Source organism: Ruegeria sp. CDSC079, from assembly GCF_059610505.1.
Genome location: NZ_JBXWNT010000001.1, coordinates 116052 through 134468, shown reverse-complemented (window position 1 = coordinate 134468; position 18417 = coordinate 116052). Strand labels below are relative to the sequence as shown.

Here is an 18417-nt window from a genome sequence, read left to right as displayed (position 1 = left end):
AATGGGTATTTTCGATTTTCTGACCGGCGAGTTCATCGACGTCATCCACTGGGTCGACGACACCCGCGATACGATGGTCTGGCGGTTCGAACGCGAGGGCCATGCGATCAAATACGGTGCCAAACTGACCGTGCGCGAAGGCCAGGCGGCCGTTTTCGTGCATGAGGGGCAGCTGGCGGATGTTTTCACTCCCGGTCTCTATATGCTTGAGACCAACAATATGCCGATCCTGACGACACTGCAGCATTGGGACCATGGCTTTCAGTCTCCGTTCAAATCCGAGATTTATTTCGTCAACACGACTCGCTTCAATGACCTGAAATGGGGCACCAAGAATCCGATCATGCTGCGCGATCCGGAATTCGGACCGACCCGCATTCGCGCTTTCGGTACTTATACAACCCGGGTCAAAGACCCAGCAAAATTCATGATCGAAATCGTCGGCACCGATGGTGAGTTCACGATGGATGAGATCAGCTTTCAGGTGCGCAACATCATCGTTCAGGAATTCAGCCGGGTCATCGCAGGATCAGGCATTCCAGTTCTGGACATGGCCGCCAATACCGCCGATCTGGGCAAGTTGATCGCGGCAGAAGTGACCCCGGTCTTGGACGGGTACGGGCTGGAGATGCCTGAATTTTATATCGAGAACATCTCACTGCCACCCGCAGTTGAAGCGGCGCTGGACAAGCGGACATCGATGGGGCTGGCTGGTGATCTGGGTAAATTCACCCAGTATTCAGCCGCTGAGGCGATGACAGCCGCGGCCAACAATCCCGGTCAGGGCGGTGGCATGGGCGCTGGCCTTGGCATGGGAATGGGCATGGCCATGGCACAGCAGATGTCGAACATGGCAGCGGGTCAGCCGAGCGGTCCGTGGGGCGGTTCCGCCCCCGCTGCCCAGCAACCTGCGGCGCATGCGGCGCCTCCGCCGCCACCGCCAGTGGAACACGTCTGGCATATCGCCGTTGACGGGCAAACCAGCGGGCCATTTTCCAAGGCCAAGATGGGCCGCATGGCGACAGAGGGAGAGATCACCCGTGACACCCATGTCTGGACCGCGGGTCAGGACGGCTGGAAAAAGGCGGGTGAGGTACAGGAACTGGCGCAGTTGTTCACGATCTTGCCGCCGCCCCCGCCCGGAGCCTGAAGTGACGGAAAGCTTAGGCAGCAACGTTTAACGCGTATCCGCAACCTTTCTGGAAGAGCAAACGAATGTCTACTTTGGACCGCTACTCAAAGCCCCAAATCGTATTGCACTGGCTGATCGCTGTGATCATCATCGGCGAATGGATCAGCAGCGATGGCATGGGACGGGCCCTGCACGCCCGGCTCGAGGGCAACACGGTCGGGACAGAAGGGGCCACCCCTCATGTCTGGCTTGGCTGCATCGTCTTTGCACTGATCCTGGTCCGCATTCTTCTTCGGTGGCGACAGGGCGCGCCTGCCCCTGTCGAGGAAAGCTCGGCCCTGTTGGCGACCGCTGCGAAACTGGGACATCTGTTGCTGTATGCGCTGATGGTCGCGGTGCCAATCTTCGGCATGTTGGCCTGGTTCGGGGGAATCCATGTTGCTGGTGAGGTCCACGAAACCGTGGGCAATGCCCTGTTGTTCGTCGCATTAGGTCACGCTGCCTTTGCCATCTGGCATCATTTCATCAAACGGGACGGGGTGCTGAACCGGATGCGCCTGTCCTCTGGCCGATAACGCAAATTCGAGGCTTCAATGGCCCCTACCGACCCTAACATTGTAGACGGACACCGCTTTCCCTGCGATCAATGCGGGGCGGATTATCGGTTCAATCCCGGTGATGGTACGCTCACCTGTGACCATTGCGGTCACTCAGAGGCAATTGGCGCCGGACCGTGGGGCGGTGCCAGCCTGAAAGAGCTGGATTTCAACAGTGCGCTTTCGGATCAGCTGCCTGATGATGAGATCGAGGAAACGCGTGTTCTGATCTGCCCCAACTGCGCGGCTCAGGTTGAATTCGACCCGGCCACGCATGCAGCCGAATGCCCCTTTTGCGCAACCCCGGTGGTCACCGATACCGGCATCAGCCGTCATATCAAACCCCGCGGTGTGCTGCCTTTTGCGCTGGATGAGCGCACGGCGCATAAAGCGATGGGAGACTGGCTGGGACGGTTATGGTTCGCCCCAAACGGGTTGAAGGATTATGCCCGCAAAGGGCGCAAGATGCAGGGTATCTATGTTCCATACTGGACCTTCGATGCGGATACGAAATCCACATATCGGGGCGAGCGCGGCATAGTTTACTATGAAACACGCAGTGTCATGCGCGATGGCAAGCGTGTACAGCAAAGGGTCGCCAAGGTGAGATGGTCCCCGAAATCGGGCCGGGTCGCACGGTTCTTTGATGACGTTCTGGTTTTGGCATCCCAGTCTTTGCCCAAGAAGTATACCGACGCGCTGGAACCCTGGGATTTACCCGCGTTGGAACCGTATCAGCCTGAGTACCTCGCCGGTTTTCGGGCCGAGGCCTATACAGTCGAATTGAATGACGGCTACACCGAAGCCCGCACACATATGTCCCGCGTGATAGAACGGGATGTACGCTTTGATATTGGTGGCGATCGGCAGCGCGTTCATGCGGTTGAGACCGATGTGCGGGATGTGACCTTCAAGCATGTCCTCCTGCCGATCTGGATGGCCGCCTACAAATATCGGGGGCAGACGTACAGGTTTGTAGTAAACGGCCGCACCGGGCGCGTTCAGGGGGAACGTCCCTGGTCAGCGCTCAAGATCTCTGTCGCCGTGTGCCTTGGCCTTTTGGTAGCTGCCGGTGTTGGTTACATGGTGGCAACCGGTCAGCAGTGACCCGCGGACCGCATCAGCCCTTGAACATCCGCCAGTCTGACCTCATCCTGCGCCCTGTCAACGCCGATGGGGAGGCCTGTGTGACACTATCCGCTCTGAACAATCTACTGGATCAACGGCATTCCTGCCGCGCCTTCCTTTCTGACCCGGTGCCAAAGGATCAGATCAATCAGATCCTGACCAGCGCAGCCCGCGTTCCAAGCTGGTGCAATGCGCAGCCCTGGAGCGTGACCATCACCATCGGGCCAGAGACCGATAAGTTTCGGAAGGCACTGCAGGATGAGGTAATCGCGGACACGCCATCCCCGGACCTGCCCTTTCCTGCCTCCTATTCGGGCATCTACCAGGAACGACGCCGTGAATGCGGCTGGGCCCTTTACGAAGCCGTTGGCGTTGAACGCGGAGATCGCGCCGGGTCCACCCGGCAGATGATGGAGAATTTCGCCCTTTTCGGAGCGCCCCATTGTGCAATCATATCCAGCCCAACGGAACTCGGCGCTTATGGCGCCATGGATTGTGGTGGCTTTGTTACGGCCTTCACCCTGGCGGCGCAGGCTCTGGGCATAGCGACAATTCCGCAGGCCGCAGTGGCCAGCTATGGCCCTTTTCTGCATCGATATTTCAACATCCCGGATGACCGTCTGATCCTATGTGCGATCTCTTTCGGCTTTGCAGACAAAGACCACCCGGCCAACGGGTTTAGAACCAGTCGCGCCGCGCCCGACGCGTTTGTCGAGTGGGTCGACTGACCATCAAATGGAGGAACCAAATGCGTGCGCTGTTGCAGAGGGTCTCGCTGGCAAAAGTCTCGGTAGGAGGTGCAATGATCGGACAAACCGGTCCGGGCCTGCTGATACTGGTTTGCGCGATGCAGGGGGATGACGACCAAAAGGCCGAACAGCTTGCTGCCAAGGTCTCAAAGCTGCGGATATTCAAGGATGAGGCCGGCAAGATGAACAGGTCGGTTCTGGATATGGGCGGCTCGGCCCTAGTAATCAGCCAGTTCACACTTGCCGCTGATACCTCGCGCGGGAACCGCCCGGGGTTTTCTGAAGCGGCACCGCCAGAGGTTGGAAAACGCTTGTATGAGGTTTTCGCGCATCGGCTAAGTGTTCTTGGCGTCCCTGTCGAAACCGGTCAATTCGGGGCGGATATGGCCGTCGAACTGGTCAATGACGGCCCGGTCACGATCTGGGTCGAAAGCTGATGGAGCAAAGGCAAAAGGCAACCCGAATATGGCAGGCCGGAGTTGACGCGGTTAGTGGATATGCGGCGACGTTAACGGCGCTGAATGATATCGAGGCGCCCGACCAAATTTTAGCTGTCGGCAAAGCTGCGGCGGCGATGACCCGCGCAGCGCTGGACCATTTCGGCCCCCTCCCCGCTTTGGTTGTCACCAAGGATGGCCACGGGGACGCCCTGCCTGACCATGTCAGGGTGATCGAGGCCTCTCATCCCGTTCCTGATATCCGCAGTCTGCAAGCGGGCCGCGCACTGCGTGAGATGGTCCAGTCGATGGGATCATCTTCGCATTTGCTGCTGCTGGCTTCGGGCGGGGCCTCGTCTTTGGCCGAGGACCTTGTAGCTGGCAAAACGCAGGCGAATCTGGAGCAGTTGAACCGAAAACTGCTGTCGGAAGGGTTGAATATCTCTGAAATGAACGCCGAACGGCGCAAACTGTCCCAAATCAAAGGGTCTGGCCTGTTGGCCCAGTTCAAAGGAGCGAAGGCGACTGTACTGGCGATTTCCGATGTGCCCGGCGATGACCTGAACGTTATCGGATCGGGCATTGGCGCACTTCCTGAGCCGCGCGATTTTCAGGGAGTTGCTCGCATCGTTGCATCGAACAAGCATGCCCGTGCTGCCGCCGTCCGACAGGCCATGGCCGAGGGCGCACCCGTTTTAGCGAATGAGGAATGCCTGCACGATGACCTGAAAAGCATAGCAGCCCGTTTGGGGCCACAGCTGCGCAATATGCCCGAAGGCGTCATGGTTTTCGGTGGAGAGCCAACTGTCGTGCTGCCCAGAAATCCAGGCAAGGGTGGGCGCAATCAGGCCCTCGCTTTAGCGTTGGCCAGAGAAATCGCGGGTATTGCTGGGCTGACGCTGCTTGTCGGGGGCACCGACGGCACCGACGGGCCGACCCAGGCCGCGGGGGCGATTGTTGACGGGACCACCTGGGGCGATGGTGCGGAAAAGGCGCTGCGGGATGCTGACAGCGGCAGCTATCTGGAACGCGTAAATGCTCTTTTCGTCACCGGACCGACCGGTACCAACGTAATGGACCTTATTGTCGCAATCCGAAGCTGATTTGACGATTTTCACCTGCACCAAAACCTTTTTGGCCCCGAGACTGACCGAATGAATCCAGCCGACAATTCGCTACTCGACATCGAAGACCTGCCAGATATCGGCATTCGCATGCCGGATGGGTGCCGGCTTTCAGCCCGGATATGGAAGCCGTCGAATGCAGAAAGCCACCCTGTACCTGCCATTCTGGAGTTCCTGCCCTATCGCAAACGCGACGGCACTGCGACACGAGACGCCCTGACCCATCCATGGTTTGCCAAGCGCGGCTACGCCTGCATCCGCGTGGACATGCGCGGCAATGGTGACAGCGAAGGGCTGATGGAGGATGAGTATACCCAGCAGGAACTGGACGATGCAGTTGCAACTATCGAGTGGCTGGCGCAGCAACCGTGGTGCTCTGGTTCTGTAGGAATGATGGGGATCAGTTGGGGCGGTTTCAATTCATTGCAGGTGGCGGCACTACAGCCAGAGGCGCTGAAGGCGATTATCACGCTGTGCTCGACCGCCGACCGGTATGCGGACGACATCCACTACAAGGGTGGCTGCCTGCTGAACGAAAATCTCGGCTGGGGCGCGACCATGTGGTCTTATTCATCGCGCGCTCCCGATCCGGCCCTGCGTCCGAACTGGCGCGAGCTGTGGCTGGACCGCCTTGAGAACGAGCCCTTTCTGCCCTCTGTCTGGTTGCGCCATCAGACTCGGGATGCCTATTGGCGTCACGGGTCAGTCTGCGAGGATTTCAGCGCTATCCGGGCGGCGACTTTGGCTGTTGGCGGCTGGGGTGATGCCTATAAGAATACGGTGCCTTTATTGGTTGAACAGCTTGATTCTCCGGTCAAGGGGATCGTCGGACCTTGGGTTCACAAGTATCCGCATTTTGCTGTTCCGGAGCCCCGAATCGGATTTCTGCAAGAAGCCCTGCGTTGGTGGGACCATTGGTTGAAAGGCCAGGATACTGGCGTCGACCAGGAACCCGACTATCGCGCCTATCTTATGGATGGGGTACGCCCCCAGCGCTGGTACAAGGAACGGCCCGGTTGCTGGGTAACCGAGGATAAAGGCGCGACCTCGCATCTTCCTATTCAAACTCTGAATATTTCTAATGCTGGGCTGGACCAACCCGGACCCCTGGACACGTGCATCCGATCCCCCCAGACCTGCGGGATGGAAGGCGGAGAATACTGCGCCATCTGGTTGGGGCCGGATATGCCGGGCGATCAGCGTGTGGATGATGCATTTTCGGCCTGTTTCGACAGCGCCCCACTGGCCAATGATTTGAACATCGTGGGCGCGCCGCAAATATGCCTGCACATCAGTGCCGACCGTCCCTATGCCCAGATGGCCGTGCGCTTGAATCACGTCCATCCCGATGGGGCAACAACACGCATAACATACGGTGTCCTTAACCTGTGCCATCGCGATACCCATTCGCAACCGACCGAATTGGTCCCTAGCAAGGTTTACGAGGTCACGCTGGATCTGGACCATATCGCTTATCGGGTGCCAAGGGGACACCGCTTGCGGATTGCGGTATCCAGCGCCTATTGGCCGCTGATCTGGCCTTCGCCCGAGTCTGCAGAACTGCATCTGACCGAGGGCCAAATCAAGCTGCCCATCCGTCACGCGGCTAGCGAGGCATATGTATTCCCTCCCCCGGATGCCGAGGCCGCACACGACATCACGACTGTCCGAGACAGCCGGAACTCTCGACAGGTCGAAACTGACATGAACTCGGGGGAAACTCATCTGATTATAGAAGATGACTTTGGCCTTGTTACAGAAAACCACCACGGCCTGACACATGGCGGAACAGCCTTTGAACGTTGGTCGATTCGCCCTGATGATCCGTTATCTGCACGCGGATATTGCCATTGGACACAAGAGATAATCCGTGACGGCACAGAGCTGCGTACAGAAACATCTTGCGAAATGTGGTCAGACGCCGGAAACTTCTACCTCTGTGCTGAACTCAAGGCATTTGAAAACGGCAGTTTGGTATTTTCAAAGACTAAGGAGGATACCGTACCGCGTAATCATATGTGAAATTCAAGCAGGTCTGAGCCGGACTTTTTTCTTGCTCGACCAACCGAATTGCGCCTAACTTGACTGGCGCGTCAATAAAAAAACCCGTCAGGGGCTGACGAGATAAATCACTGGGAGATATCTGAATGAACGAACAAATCACTCACATGGCCAAGCAGGTTACAGCTGGCAAGCTGACCCGCCGCGAATTTATGGGGAAAGCTGCAGCACTTGGTGTGTCTGCTGCGATGGCCAGCACAATGTTTGCCGATGCTGCACGCGCGGCTGGCCCGAAAAAGGGCGGTGATCTGAAATTTGGCCTGCAGGGCGGGGAATCCACCAACTCGCTTGACCCGGCCACCTATGCCAGCTCGGTTCCGTTCCAGAACGGCAAGCAGTTCGGCGACCAACTGGTCGAGGTTGCGCCCGATGGATCGATCGAACCGCGCCTTGCAGAAAGCGTCGAAGGCAGCGCGGATGCCAGGGTCTGGACCTTCAAACTGCGTCAGGGCGTGGAATTCCACAACGGCAAGACCATGACCAGCGAAGACGTGCTGAAAACCATGGAGCGTCACTCGAACGAGGATTCCCAATCCGGTGCTCTGGGAATCATGCGCGGCATCGAATCGATGAAGGCTGATGGCGACAATTTCCAGGTTACGCTGAATGAACCAAATGCCGACCTGCCCTATCTGATGGCCGACTATCATCTGATCATCCAGCCGGATGGCGGCATGGAAGATCCTGGCGCAGGGGTTGGCACCGGCCCTTACCAAGTGGAAGTCAACGAACCCGGCGTCCGCCACGTGTTCAAAAAGTTCGCCAACCACTGGAGCGATTACGGCAATTTCGACAGCGTCGAAGTGGTTGTTATCAATGACGCTACCGCCCGGACCGCCGCGCTGCAATCCGGTCAGGTCCACGCGATCAACCGGGTTGAGCCCAAGATTGCTGATCTGCTAGGTCGCGCACCGAACCTGACTGTGCATTCAACCGCAGGCCGTGGCCACTATGTGTTTATCATGCATTGCGACACGGCACCGTTTGATAACAATGAACTGCGTTTGGCCCTGAAACACGCGATTAACCGTCAGGATCTGGTCGACAAGGTTCTGCGTGGCTATGGCTCGATTGGGAATGACATGCCGATCAACGCGGCCTACCCGCTGTTTGACGGTTCGATCCCGCAGCGTGAATTCAGCATCGAAAAAGCAGCTGAGCATTACAAGAAGTCGGGTCATGACGGCTCGCCAATCATTCTGCAGGTCGCTGATGGCGCCTTCCCTGGTGCAGTGGACGCGGCCGCCCTGTTCCAGCAGACCGCGGCTCAGGCTGGTATCCCGCTGGAAATCAAGCGTGAACCCAACGATGGTTACTGGTCCGAGGTTTGGAACGTACAGCCGTTCTGCGCCTCGTACTGGGGTGGCCGTCCGGTGCAGGACCAGATGTATTCGACCGCGTATCTGTCGACCGCAGACTGGAACGACACGCGGTTCAAGGTTCCGGCCTTTGACGAGATGCTGTTTGCAGCCCGCGCCGAGCTGGACAATGACAAGCGCAAAGACATCTACAAACAGATGGGCATGATGGTCCGCGACGAAGGCGGCGTAATCTGCCCGATGTTCAATGATTTCGTCGAAGGTGTCAGCAATCAGCTGGAAGGTTGGGAAAGCGACCCGACCCAAGAGATGATGAACGGCAACATGTCCCGCAAGATGTGGTTCTCCTGATAAGGACCACGGATCATGCATCCTATCATCAAATTGGTTTCCCAGCGCCTTGCGCTGGGACTCCTATTGCTGTTTGGCGCTTCGGCCCTGATTTTTGGCCTGACCGAAGCCCTGCCCGGAGACGCCGCGCAAGCCGTCCTGGGACAGTCCGCAACTCCTGAGGCTCTTGCTAACTTACGTGAGGAAATGGGGCTGAACCGCCCTGCCCTGACCCGATACGCCGAATGGCTGGGCGGGATCGTTCAAGGCGATCTGGGCCAATCGATGACCAACAAACTGGATATCGCTGAAAGCATCGGCAAGCGCCTGGGCAACACGCTGTTCCTGGCTTGTGCCGCCGCCGTCGTCTCCGTACCACTCGCTATCTTCCTTGGCTTGTTGGCCGTCCGCTATCGCAACCGCATGCCGGACAAATTGATCTCGGCTGTGACCTTGACCACGGTTTCGATCCCCGAATTCCTGATCGGCTACGTGATTATCTATTTCGTTTCCGTAAAACTGGGCTGGTTTTCCTCGCTTGCGATGATCAACGATTCGATGTCCTTCGGTGAAAAGCTCTATGCAATCGCCTTGCCGGCCTTTGTGCTGACGCTGGTGGTATTGGCACAGATGATGCGGATGACCCGCGCCGCAATCCTAAACCTGATGCAGTCGGCCTATATCGAAACGGCTGAGCTGAAAGGTTTGTCCAGTTTTCAGGTCATCGCGCGACATGCCTTCCCCAACGCGATTTCGCCCATTGTCAACGTTGTTATGCTGAACCTGGCCTATCTGGTCGTGGGCGTCGTCGTGGTCGAAGTGGTGTTCGTTTACCCTGGCATGGGGCAATATCTTGTGGACTCGGTGACCAAGCGTGACGTGCCTGTGGTTCTGGCCTGCGGCGTTGTCTTCGCTGCGGTCTATATCGGGCTGAACATGGTTGCCGATATCGTGTCCATCCTTGCCAATCCAAGACTGAGGCACCCGAAATGATGAAGAATCTTCCTATTTCGGCCATGATCGGTCTGTTTTTCACCGGGCTGTACTTTTTCGTGGCGCTCGCCGCACCTCTGATCGCTCCTTACGGCATGGCCGAGGTGGTCGGTGATGTCTGGGAACCGTCCAGTGCCAAACACCTGTTGGGTACGGACAATATCGGGCGCGATCTGCTAACTCGCATGATCTATGGCGGGCGCACGACCATCTTTATCGCTGCTGCTGCCACGATCCTCAGCTTTGCCACCGGCACCACGCTGGGCTTGCTGGCCGCTGTTCTTGGTGGCTGGGCCGATCAGGTCCTCAGCCGAGCGGTTGACCTGGTCATGTCGATCCCGACACTGATTCTGGCGCTGGTCATTCTGGCGATTGTCCCGGTGACTGTCCCGATCCTTATCCTGGTGATGGGCCTGCTGGATGCCACACGCCCCTATCGCCTGTCGCGATCTGTCGCTGTGGATATCAATGTGATGGACTATGTTGAGGCTGCCAAGCTGCGCGGTGAGGGTCGTATCTGGATCATCTTCCGGGAAATCCTGCCCAATGCTTTGTCGCCTCTGGTGGCCGAGTTCGGATTGCGGTTCATCTTTATGGTTCTGTTTATCTCGACCCTCTCGTTCCTGGGTTTGGGCGTCCAACCGCCGCTGGCAGATTGGGGTGGAATCGTGAAGGAAAACAAAGACGGTATCGTCTATGGCATTGGTGCGGCGCTATATCCGGCTGTTGCCATCGCGACCCTCGCCATCTCGGTCAACCTTGTTGCTGACTGGGTCCTGAACCGTACCACATCGCTGAAAGGAGGCCGGGGATGAGTGATACCCTTCTCAAGGTCCGCGACCTCAAAATCGGCGCGACCGTCTATCCACCGGGTGAAAAACCCCATGATATCGAAATCGTGCACGGGGTCAGCTTTGACCTTGAACGCGGCAAGGTGTTGGGGCTGATCGGTGAATCCGGGGCCGGTAAATCCACCATTGGTCTGGCCTCAATGGCCTATGGCCGTGGTGGTGTTGAACTCACCGGCGGAGAGGTTTGGGTTAACGGGCGCGATATCCTGAAAACCCCGCATAGCGATATCCGCAATCTGCGCGGAGGCGAAGTAGCATATGTTTCGCAATCCGCCGCAGCATCGTTCAACCCAGCCAAGAAGATCATGGATCAGGTGATCGAAGCCGCGGTGGAGCACAAGAAGTTTTCGCGTAAAGAGGCCGAAGCCCGCGCGCGGGAACTGTTCGCCAAGCTGGGGCTTCCCGATCCGGACAATATTGGTGATCGCTATCCGCACCAAGTTTCGGGTGGTCAGCTACAGCGGTGTATGACAGCGCTGGCGCTTTGTCCTGAGCCTGATCTGGTCGTGTTCGACGAACCGACAACTGCGCTGGATGTGACCACCCAGATCGATGTTCTGATGGCCATTAAGGAAGCCATTCGTGATACCGGCGTTGCCGCGCTCTATATCACCCACGATCTGGCAGTCGTTGCGCAAGTCAGCGACGACATCATGGTTCTGCGCATGGGTAACACGGTCGAGTACGGCAACACCGATCAGATCATCAACAACCCGCAGGAAGAGTATACCAAGGCGCTGGTCTCGGTCCGCTCCATCGAACATGAAGAAAAGAAGCCAACATCCGAACCAGTGCTGACAGTTGACGGGATCACTGCGCGCTATAAGGGGCTGAATTTCGACGTGCTGCACAACGTCAATGTCGAGCTTCATCCGGGGCAGACGCTGGCAGTTGTGGGCGAATCCGGTTCTGGCAAGTCCACGCTGGCACGGGTGATCACCGGTCTGCTTCCGCCGCGCGATGGCGAGATCAATTTCGCCGGACGCAAGCTCAGTGGCGATCTGAAGGGCCGCAGCCGTGAAGACCTGCGTGAGTTGCAGATGATCTATCAGATGGCAGACGTGGCGATGAACCCGCGTCAGACCGTCGGCACGATCATCGGGCGCCCGCTGGAGTTCTACTTCGGTATGCGCGGCGCGGAAAAACGCAAGCGGATCGTGGAACTGCTGGATGAGATCGAGCTGGGCGAAAAATACATGGACCGCTATCCGGCGGAACTGTCTGGCGGCCAGAAACAGCGTGTTTGCATTGCGCGTTCATTGGCGGCCAAGCCCAAGATGATCATCTGTGACGAGGTCACCTCGGCGCTGGATCCGCTGGTGGCGGATGGTATCCTCAAACTGCTGCTGGACCTGCAGAAGATCGAGGATGTGGCCTATCTGTTCATCACCCACGATCTGGCAACAGTGCGCGCGATCAGCGACAGTATTGCGGTGATGTATCAGGGCCGAGTCGTCCGCTACGGCCCCAAGTCGCAGGTGCTGAGCCCACCGTTTGATGACTATACCGACCTACTGCTCAGCTCTGTCCCTGAAATGCATCTGGGCTGGCTGGAAGAGGTCGTCGCCCACCGCAAAATGGAAAGCGCCGGGAACTGATCCCGGCCCTTCCCGTAAGTTTATGAAATCCCGGCGCCATTCGATCAAGGTGTCGGGATTTTGCCATTCGGGGCGGGATCAGGCAGCCAGACCGCACCGAATCTTTTAGGGTCGGCTGAAGCAATCTGAAAAAGGGTCAGAGCATGGACCGCAAACTTCTCCTCATCATTCTGGACGGTGTTCCATGGCGCAATTTCCGTCGTTTGTTCGGCAATCTGGAAGGCTGGGTCGACACCGGCGAGGCGCGCGTTTGGAAGAAGCGCGCTGTGCTGCCGTCAATCTCGGCAAGCTGCTATGCCTCGATCCATACCGGTGTTACACCGCAGGAGCATGGCTGTACCGGCAATGGCAACGTGTTCCGCCTGAGTCAGAAGGACATCTTCAGCCAAGTGCGCGAAGCCGGCGGCGTGACTGGGGCTGTGGCCCACAGCTTCTGGTCGCAATTTTTTAATCGCCATCCATTCGACTATGTCCGCGATGTTGAATATGACGAGCCCAACAGCAAAACGATCAATCATGGTCGCTTCCACACGATGACAGGCTATGGCAAAGCCAACCAGATGACGCCCTGTGACGTCGATCTGTTCGCGACGCTGACAAATCTCTGCCTACGCCATGGCTTGGACTATGGATTGCTGCATACCAGCACTTTGGACAGCATGGGTCACAGATTCTTTCATGAATGTGAAGAGATGGACCATGCCTGTTTCGTGATGGACGAAATGCTGGCCCCGTTTATCCCGCGCTGGCGGCAGTTGGGTTACGACGTCATCGTCACCGCAGATCACGGCCAGGACGATCGTGGCCATCACGGTGGGCGTGGCGCATTGCAGCAGGAAACCGCGCTGTATTACTTCGGTGACGCCGAAGGCCCCGATGCGGACGCTGTGATCGACCAGCTACAACTGGCGCCCACGATTCTGGGCCGTTTGGGTGCCCCGGTTGCCGAAACCATGAAGGGTCAGCCCTTCTTGAAGTAGGGAATCAGTCGTAGGGCCAGATCTGCTGGCCCAACGCCTCTATCGCCACCGAGATCCTCTCGAAGCTGTCCGCCGCACGTTTGACCATGGTGCGCGCCCGCAGATAGCCGTGCACAAGGCCGGGTTCATTGATGCAATGAGCCTGCCCACCTGCAGCCCTGATCTGCTCGCAATAGATCGCACCATCATCACGTAAGGGATCACAATCTGCAGTTACCACCACGGTTGGGGGCAGCCCCGAGAAATCCGTGTCATGCAATGGAGCGAATGTCGGGTCGTTTTCCGGCACATCTCCACCACAGCGCATCTTCTCGTAAAAACTTACATCCTCCAGCGTCAGCAAAGGCGCATGGGCATGTTCCTTATAGGAACCACGGGATGAATCTCCGCCCAAGCCTGGATAGATGAGGACCTGACCAAGAAGATTGTCGAACTGCGTCCGTCCGTGCTGTGAAACTGCGGCGGCCAGATTTCCACCCGCGCTGTCGCCCGCCAGAACGAAAGGGTCCTGGAACTCTTGCACCGCCCAGTTGGTTGCAGCCCAGCTATCGTGAAACTGGGCAGGATGAATATGTTCGGGGCTCAGGCGGTAATCCACGGCAATCACCCGATACCCAGTTTGTGCACAAAGTTCGGCACAGACATCGTCGTGACTGTCCAGTCCGCCGACGACAAACCCGCCTCCGTGGAAATAGATCACCGTCCGGCTTGGATTGCCTGCGGTGTAAATGCGAACAGGCACGCCATCGGCGCGCCTGTCTTCTGTTTCAACACCCATTGGGCGAGGTTGGCGAAAATCCTTGCACATTACGTCATAGACGCCGCGCTGATCTTCGATCGACAATTCGACCGCGTCATCAGGATAGCTTTCAGCCGTTCGTCTTATGAACGCCCAGGTTTCTTCATCGATCAGACGTTCATAGTCCATAGCCCCTCCGCGATCAGGCAGCCCACTCCCATGGCCGGGTGAACGATCCCAGCACTTTGCTGACATCGTCGTCCGAGGAACCGTTGGCGTCAAGCTGCGCGACAAGTCCGCGCTTTTTATCATCCAGAACCGAAACCACACGCGCAGCAACGCCTGCGTCTTCAAGCGCACCATTGTAGATGCGTGTGATTGCCTGCTTGCGCAGTTCGGGCTTAAAGACTTTGCCCACTGCCGTCTTGGGCAGTTCGTCCAGAATGGTCATGTGCTTAGGTTGCGCGGCGCGCTCGTGAACGTGGACTCTGCAGTATTCCATCAGCTCCTGCTCTGTCACACTGGCCCCAGAGACCAGTTCGACAAAGGCACAGGGCACTTCGCCCGCATGGGCGTCTGGTTGACCGATCGCACCGGCAAATGCCACGGCTTCATGCCCCAACAGCGCCTCTTCGATCTCGGCCGGGTCGATATTGTGCCCGCCGCGAATGATCAAATCCTTGGCACGACCGGTGATCCACAAATATCCATCATCGTCAAACCGGCCCAAATCACCGGTGCGCAGATATTTGTCATAGTGGAACAGGCCCACGTTCTTTTCGACCTCTGTATACGTGTTGCCCGCAAATACGCCGGGGTTCGAGATACAGATCTCACCAATCTGATCAGTGCCACATTCGGTCGGACCGTCGGGCCCATCCTGCAGGATTTTCACATCCGTATAAGGGAACGGAACGCCAATCGAACCGATCTTCTTTTCGCCATCCACCGGGTTGCACGACACAAGGCAGGTGGCTTCGGTCAGGCCATAGCCTTCGACTATTGTGACGCCGGTGGCCTCTTCAAAGCGACGGAACAGTTCAACCGGCAAAGGAGCCGAGCCTGAGAAGGCCGTTTTCACTGACGAGATATCAGCGTCGACAGGGCGCTGCATTTTGGCAGAGATCGCTGTCGGAACCGTGATGATAAAGCTGACTTTCCAACGCTCGATCAATTTCCAGAAATTGTCGAAAACGCCATCCCCGCGATATCCTTGAGGCGTCGGGAAGACCACATGCGCACCCGAACTCACCGCAGCCATGACGATCACATGCACAGCAAAGACGTGGAACATGGGCAGTGGGCACATGACCACATCGTTTTCGTCGAACAACAAGGTGCCACCACACCAGCCATTATAGATCAGGCCGGAATATTTGTGTTGTGCAACCTTGGGCATGCCGGTTGTACCACCAGTATGGAAATAGCACGCAACACGGTCTGATTTACTGTCTTCGAATGTCAGTGTCTTGGACTGTTTCGCCAGCTCTTTACTGAAATTCAAATAGTCCGCATGAGCCAATTTAGCCTTGTCGCCCATTTTGGGACGCACAAGGGGGACGATCCACGATTTCGGAGGCGTCAGATAGCGATTCAGGTCGATTTCCAGAATTGTGTTCACACCGGGCGCGTGGCGTACGGCCTCTTCCACCTTCTGTGCAACATCGGCTTTGGGAAATGACTTTAGCGTCACAACAACCTTGGCTTTCGTCTCGCGCAAAATTGCTGCGATTTGCTCGGGCTCCAACAACGGGTTGATCGGGTTCACGATCCCTGCGACGGCCCCTCCCATAAGGGTCACCAGAGTTTCGTTGCAGTTGGGCAGAACATAGGCCACCACATCGTTTTCACCGATACCCAGAGATCTGAAAAGATTGGCGGCCTGATTGACCTTACCCAGCAGATCAGACCACGTCAGTGTCTCGGCCTTATCGGTTGGGCCGGAAAACAGCTGAAAGCTAATGGCCTTGTGGTCGGGGAACTTGGCCGCCGTTCGAGAAAGTAACTGATGAAAGGTTACCGGTACGTCTCGATCCTCCCACGGCATTTCATTTTCTATTCTTGCCTTATCGTCTAATCCCGCGAATGCCATTAGTTCCTCCCTGTACTTTTACTGCGTCACGCGCAGGCTCTCATCTAGGATGAAAGTAAAACCCGCTCATGTGCAAGTAAGGGCTTAACGGCAGAACAACCCAGAATGTAGAATGACGCTGGGGCGCAAAACAAAATATCTCGCCATCAGGTTACTCTGCTGCAACACCATCGGTAAATTGCAACCGTGCCAAACGCGCGTACAGCCCATCCTGCGATACCAGATCGTCATGCGTTCCCTGCCCAACGATCTGCCCGTTCTCCAGGACGATGATGCGGTCGGCTTTTTTCACGGTTGCCAATCTGTGCGCAACAATCAGCGTCGTCCGCCCTGCACGCAACCTGTCGACAGCCCCTTGCACAGCGCGCTCGCTTTCAGCGTCCAATGCCGATGTCGCCTCATCCAACAACAGGATCGGAGCATCGCGCAAAATGGCGCGGGCGATGGCGATCCGCTGTTTTTGTCCCCCGGACAGCATGACGCCTCGCTCTCCTACAAAGCTGTCATAGCCTTCGGGCAGCGTCGAGATGAATTCGTGGGCCGCAGCTGCGCGGGCTGCGTCTTCAACCTCGGCATCCGTCGCATCGAGCCGCCCAAATCGGATATTTTCGCGCGCCGATGCTGCGAATATCGTGGGATCCTGAGGCACAAGTGCCATATGACGGCGGAAATTGGAACGATCCAAATCTCGCAGGTCAATGCCATCCAAACAAACGCGTCCCGAGTCAGGATCATAGAATCGCTGAATCATCTGGATCACGGTTGTTTTTCCAGCCCCCGAGGGGCCGACAAATGCGACGGTTTCCCCGGGGTTGACTGTCAGCGACAGTTCATTCAATGCCACGACATCCGGACGCGCCGGGTAGCGGAAAGTCACATCGTCGAACTGAATCTCGCCGCGCACGGGCGCGGGGAAAGCTTGCGCCTGGCCGGGATCGTTCACGGTGTCCTGAGCATTCAACAACTCGACCAACCGCTCGGTCGCACCGGCCGCACGCTGCAATTCGCTCCAGATTTCGGACAGGGCCGCGACCGAACCGGCCATGATGATCGAATAGATCACGAACTGGATCAGAACGCCCTCGGTCATGACACCGTTGCGGACATCATTCGCCCCCATCCACAACACGCCGACGATTCCGGAAAACACCAGGAATATAACGATAACGGTCAGCACGGCCCGGGTCTGAATTCGGCGCAGCGAGACAGTATAGGACGTTTCGGTCATCTCACCGAACTGATTTCGGCTGGCCTGCTCATGGGTAAAGGCCTGAACGGTTTGAACTGCGCTCAGCGCTTCACCGGCGTTGCCCGATGAGGCTGCGATCCAGTCTTGGTTTTCCCGGCTAATAACCCGCAGGCGCCGCCCCAATACCAGTATCGGAACCACAACCAGCGGAATCAGCAGCAAGACCATCCCGGTCAGCTTGGCCGAGGTCAGCAGCATCAGCACAAGCCCGCCCAGAAACATCAACATATTGCGTAGAGCGATCGAGACTGACGAGCCCAGCACGGATTGAATCAGCGTGGTGTCGGTCGTGATCCGGCTCAGCACCTCACCCGTCATGATACGTTCATAGAATTCGGGGCTCATCCCGATGACGCGATCAAAAACGGCTTTGCGGATATCGGCGACAACGCGTTCACCCAGGCGCGTAACAAGCGCGTAGCGGATACCTGTTCCGACGGCCAGAATCGCGGCGATGCCCAGCGCCGCCAGAAAGTACCAATCCAGTAGCTCTCCGTCTTCGATCCGAAAGTTGTCGACCACACGGCGGACGGCCAAAGGCAATGTCAGCGTCATGCTGGCGGTCAGAACCAAGGCCAGAGAGGCCCCAATCATTTGCAACCAATAAGGCTTCATGAATGGCCAGAGCGAAGCCAGAACACCGATCTTCCTGGACCTGGCCCGTTCCTCAGCCGCACCGGGTGCGGGTTTTGCTGCTGGACTGGCTGAGACGGGTTTTGCCATGTCAGGCCCTTACTTCGTGTTCGAATTCCGGTATCCCGCTTCTTGGCGTCTACAACCCGCCGGGTCAAGCGGTGCAGCCGAATGGCCCAAACGAAAGGCTATTTGACGCAGATTTTTGGGGCTGATTTGGAGCGGGCGGCGGGAATCGAACCCGCTTCATCAGCTTGGAAGGCTGAGGTAATAGCCAGTATACGACGCCCGCTCAGCGGTGGCTGGTTTATGCCATGCCCAAGGTGTCGTCAAGCACAGTTCGCACGTGAAATACAAAATCATATGACACCCGGGGACGGACCCCGGTGCATCGGTATTCCCGGGG

The 18417-nt window shown here is 57.3% G+C and carries 15 protein-coding genes and 1 tRNA gene; 12 read left to right on the top strand and 4 right to left on the bottom strand.

All coding sequences use genetic code 11. The features are described from left to right. Position 1: 1 nt before the first annotated feature. The 12 genes from AC2FIC_RS00685 (at position 2) to AC2FIC_RS00630 (ending at position 13298) form a co-directional block, all read left to right on the top strand. Complete coding sequence (locus AC2FIC_RS00685) at positions 2–1150, top strand: SPFH domain-containing protein (RefSeq protein ID WP_496789620.1); 1149 nt, start codon at positions 2–4, stop codon at positions 1148–1150. A 65-nt stretch (positions 1151–1215) separates the two neighbouring features. Then, a complete protein-coding gene (locus AC2FIC_RS00680) occupies positions 1216–1707 on the top strand; it encodes a cytochrome b (protein ID WP_496690964.1) in 492 nt (163 codons plus the stop codon). An 18-nt stretch (positions 1708–1725) separates the two neighbouring features. Continuing rightward, the gene (locus tag AC2FIC_RS00675) at positions 1726–2835 is read left to right on the top strand and encodes a TFIIB-type zinc finger domain-containing protein (protein ID WP_496690965.1); all 1110 of its coding nucleotides are present in this window, start codon (positions 1726–1728) and stop codon (positions 2833–2835) included. A gap of 80 nt (positions 2836–2915) precedes the next feature. After that, on the top strand, positions 2916–3584 hold the full coding sequence (locus AC2FIC_RS00670; protein ID WP_496690966.1) for a nitroreductase: 669 nt from the start codon (positions 2916–2918) through the stop codon (positions 3582–3584). Positions 3585–3604: 20 nt separating this feature from the next. Then, a complete protein-coding gene (gene dtd, locus AC2FIC_RS00665; RefSeq protein WP_142636709.1) occupies positions 3605–4042 on the top strand; it encodes a D-aminoacyl-tRNA deacylase in 438 nt (145 codons plus the stop codon). Next, on the top strand, positions 4042–5145 hold the full coding sequence (locus AC2FIC_RS00660) for a DUF4147 domain-containing protein (RefSeq protein WP_496690967.1): 1104 nt from the start codon (positions 4042–4044) through the stop codon (positions 5143–5145). Before dtd ends, AC2FIC_RS00660 begins: the two co-directional genes overlap by 1 nt. Positions 5146–5196: 51 nt before the next feature. Beyond that, the gene (locus AC2FIC_RS00655; RefSeq protein ID WP_496690968.1) at positions 5197–7188 is read left to right on the top strand and encodes a CocE/NonD family hydrolase; all 1992 of its coding nucleotides are present in this window, start codon (positions 5197–5199) and stop codon (positions 7186–7188) included. A gap of 125 nt (positions 7189–7313) precedes the next feature. Continuing rightward, positions 7314–8897 (top strand): ABC transporter substrate-binding protein, encoded by a 1584-nt coding sequence (locus tag AC2FIC_RS00650; protein ID WP_142636703.1) that lies wholly within the window; start codon positions 7314–7316, stop codon positions 8895–8897. A 15-nt stretch (positions 8898–8912) separates the two neighbouring features. After that, complete coding sequence (locus AC2FIC_RS00645) at positions 8913–9869, top strand: ABC transporter permease (protein WP_142636701.1); 957 nt, start codon at positions 8913–8915, stop codon at positions 9867–9869. After that, entirely contained in the window at positions 9869–10684 is an 816-nt protein-coding gene (locus AC2FIC_RS00640) for an ABC transporter permease (RefSeq protein ID WP_142636698.1), read from the top strand. Before AC2FIC_RS00645 ends, AC2FIC_RS00640 begins: the two co-directional genes overlap by 1 nt. Then, positions 10681–12318: an ABC transporter ATP-binding protein gene (locus tag AC2FIC_RS00635; RefSeq protein ID WP_496677699.1), complete on the top strand. Its 1638-nt coding sequence runs from the start codon at positions 10681–10683 to the stop codon at positions 12316–12318. The genes AC2FIC_RS00640 and AC2FIC_RS00635 overlap by 4 nt, the downstream gene beginning before the upstream one ends. A gap of 143 nt (positions 12319–12461) precedes the next feature. After that, the gene (locus AC2FIC_RS00630; protein WP_496690969.1) at positions 12462–13298 is read left to right on the top strand and encodes an alkaline phosphatase family protein; all 837 of its coding nucleotides are present in this window, start codon (positions 12462–12464) and stop codon (positions 13296–13298) included. Between the two features lie 4 nt (positions 13299–13302). Here AC2FIC_RS00630 and AC2FIC_RS00625 read toward each other — a convergent pair whose 3' ends face one another. The 4 genes from AC2FIC_RS00625 to AC2FIC_RS00610 form a co-directional block, all read right to left on the bottom strand. Further along, the gene (locus AC2FIC_RS00625; protein ID WP_496694752.1) at positions 13303–14226 is read right to left on the bottom strand and encodes an alpha/beta hydrolase; all 924 of its coding nucleotides are present in this window, start codon (positions 14224–14226) and stop codon (positions 13303–13305) included. Between the two features lie 13 nt (positions 14227–14239). After that, positions 14240–16129, bottom strand: a complete 1890-nt coding sequence (locus AC2FIC_RS00620) for an acyl-CoA synthetase (RefSeq protein ID WP_496701557.1) — start codon at positions 16127–16129, stop codon at positions 14240–14242. Between the two features lie 151 nt (positions 16130–16280). After that, a complete protein-coding gene (locus tag AC2FIC_RS00615) occupies positions 16281–18101 on the bottom strand; it encodes an ABC transporter transmembrane domain-containing protein (RefSeq protein WP_496870000.1) in 1821 nt (606 codons plus the stop codon). 127 nt (positions 18102–18228) lie between these two features. Beyond that, positions 18229–18303: transfer RNA gene (locus AC2FIC_RS00610), tRNA-Gly, on the bottom strand. Positions 18304–18417: the final 114 nt, after the last annotated feature.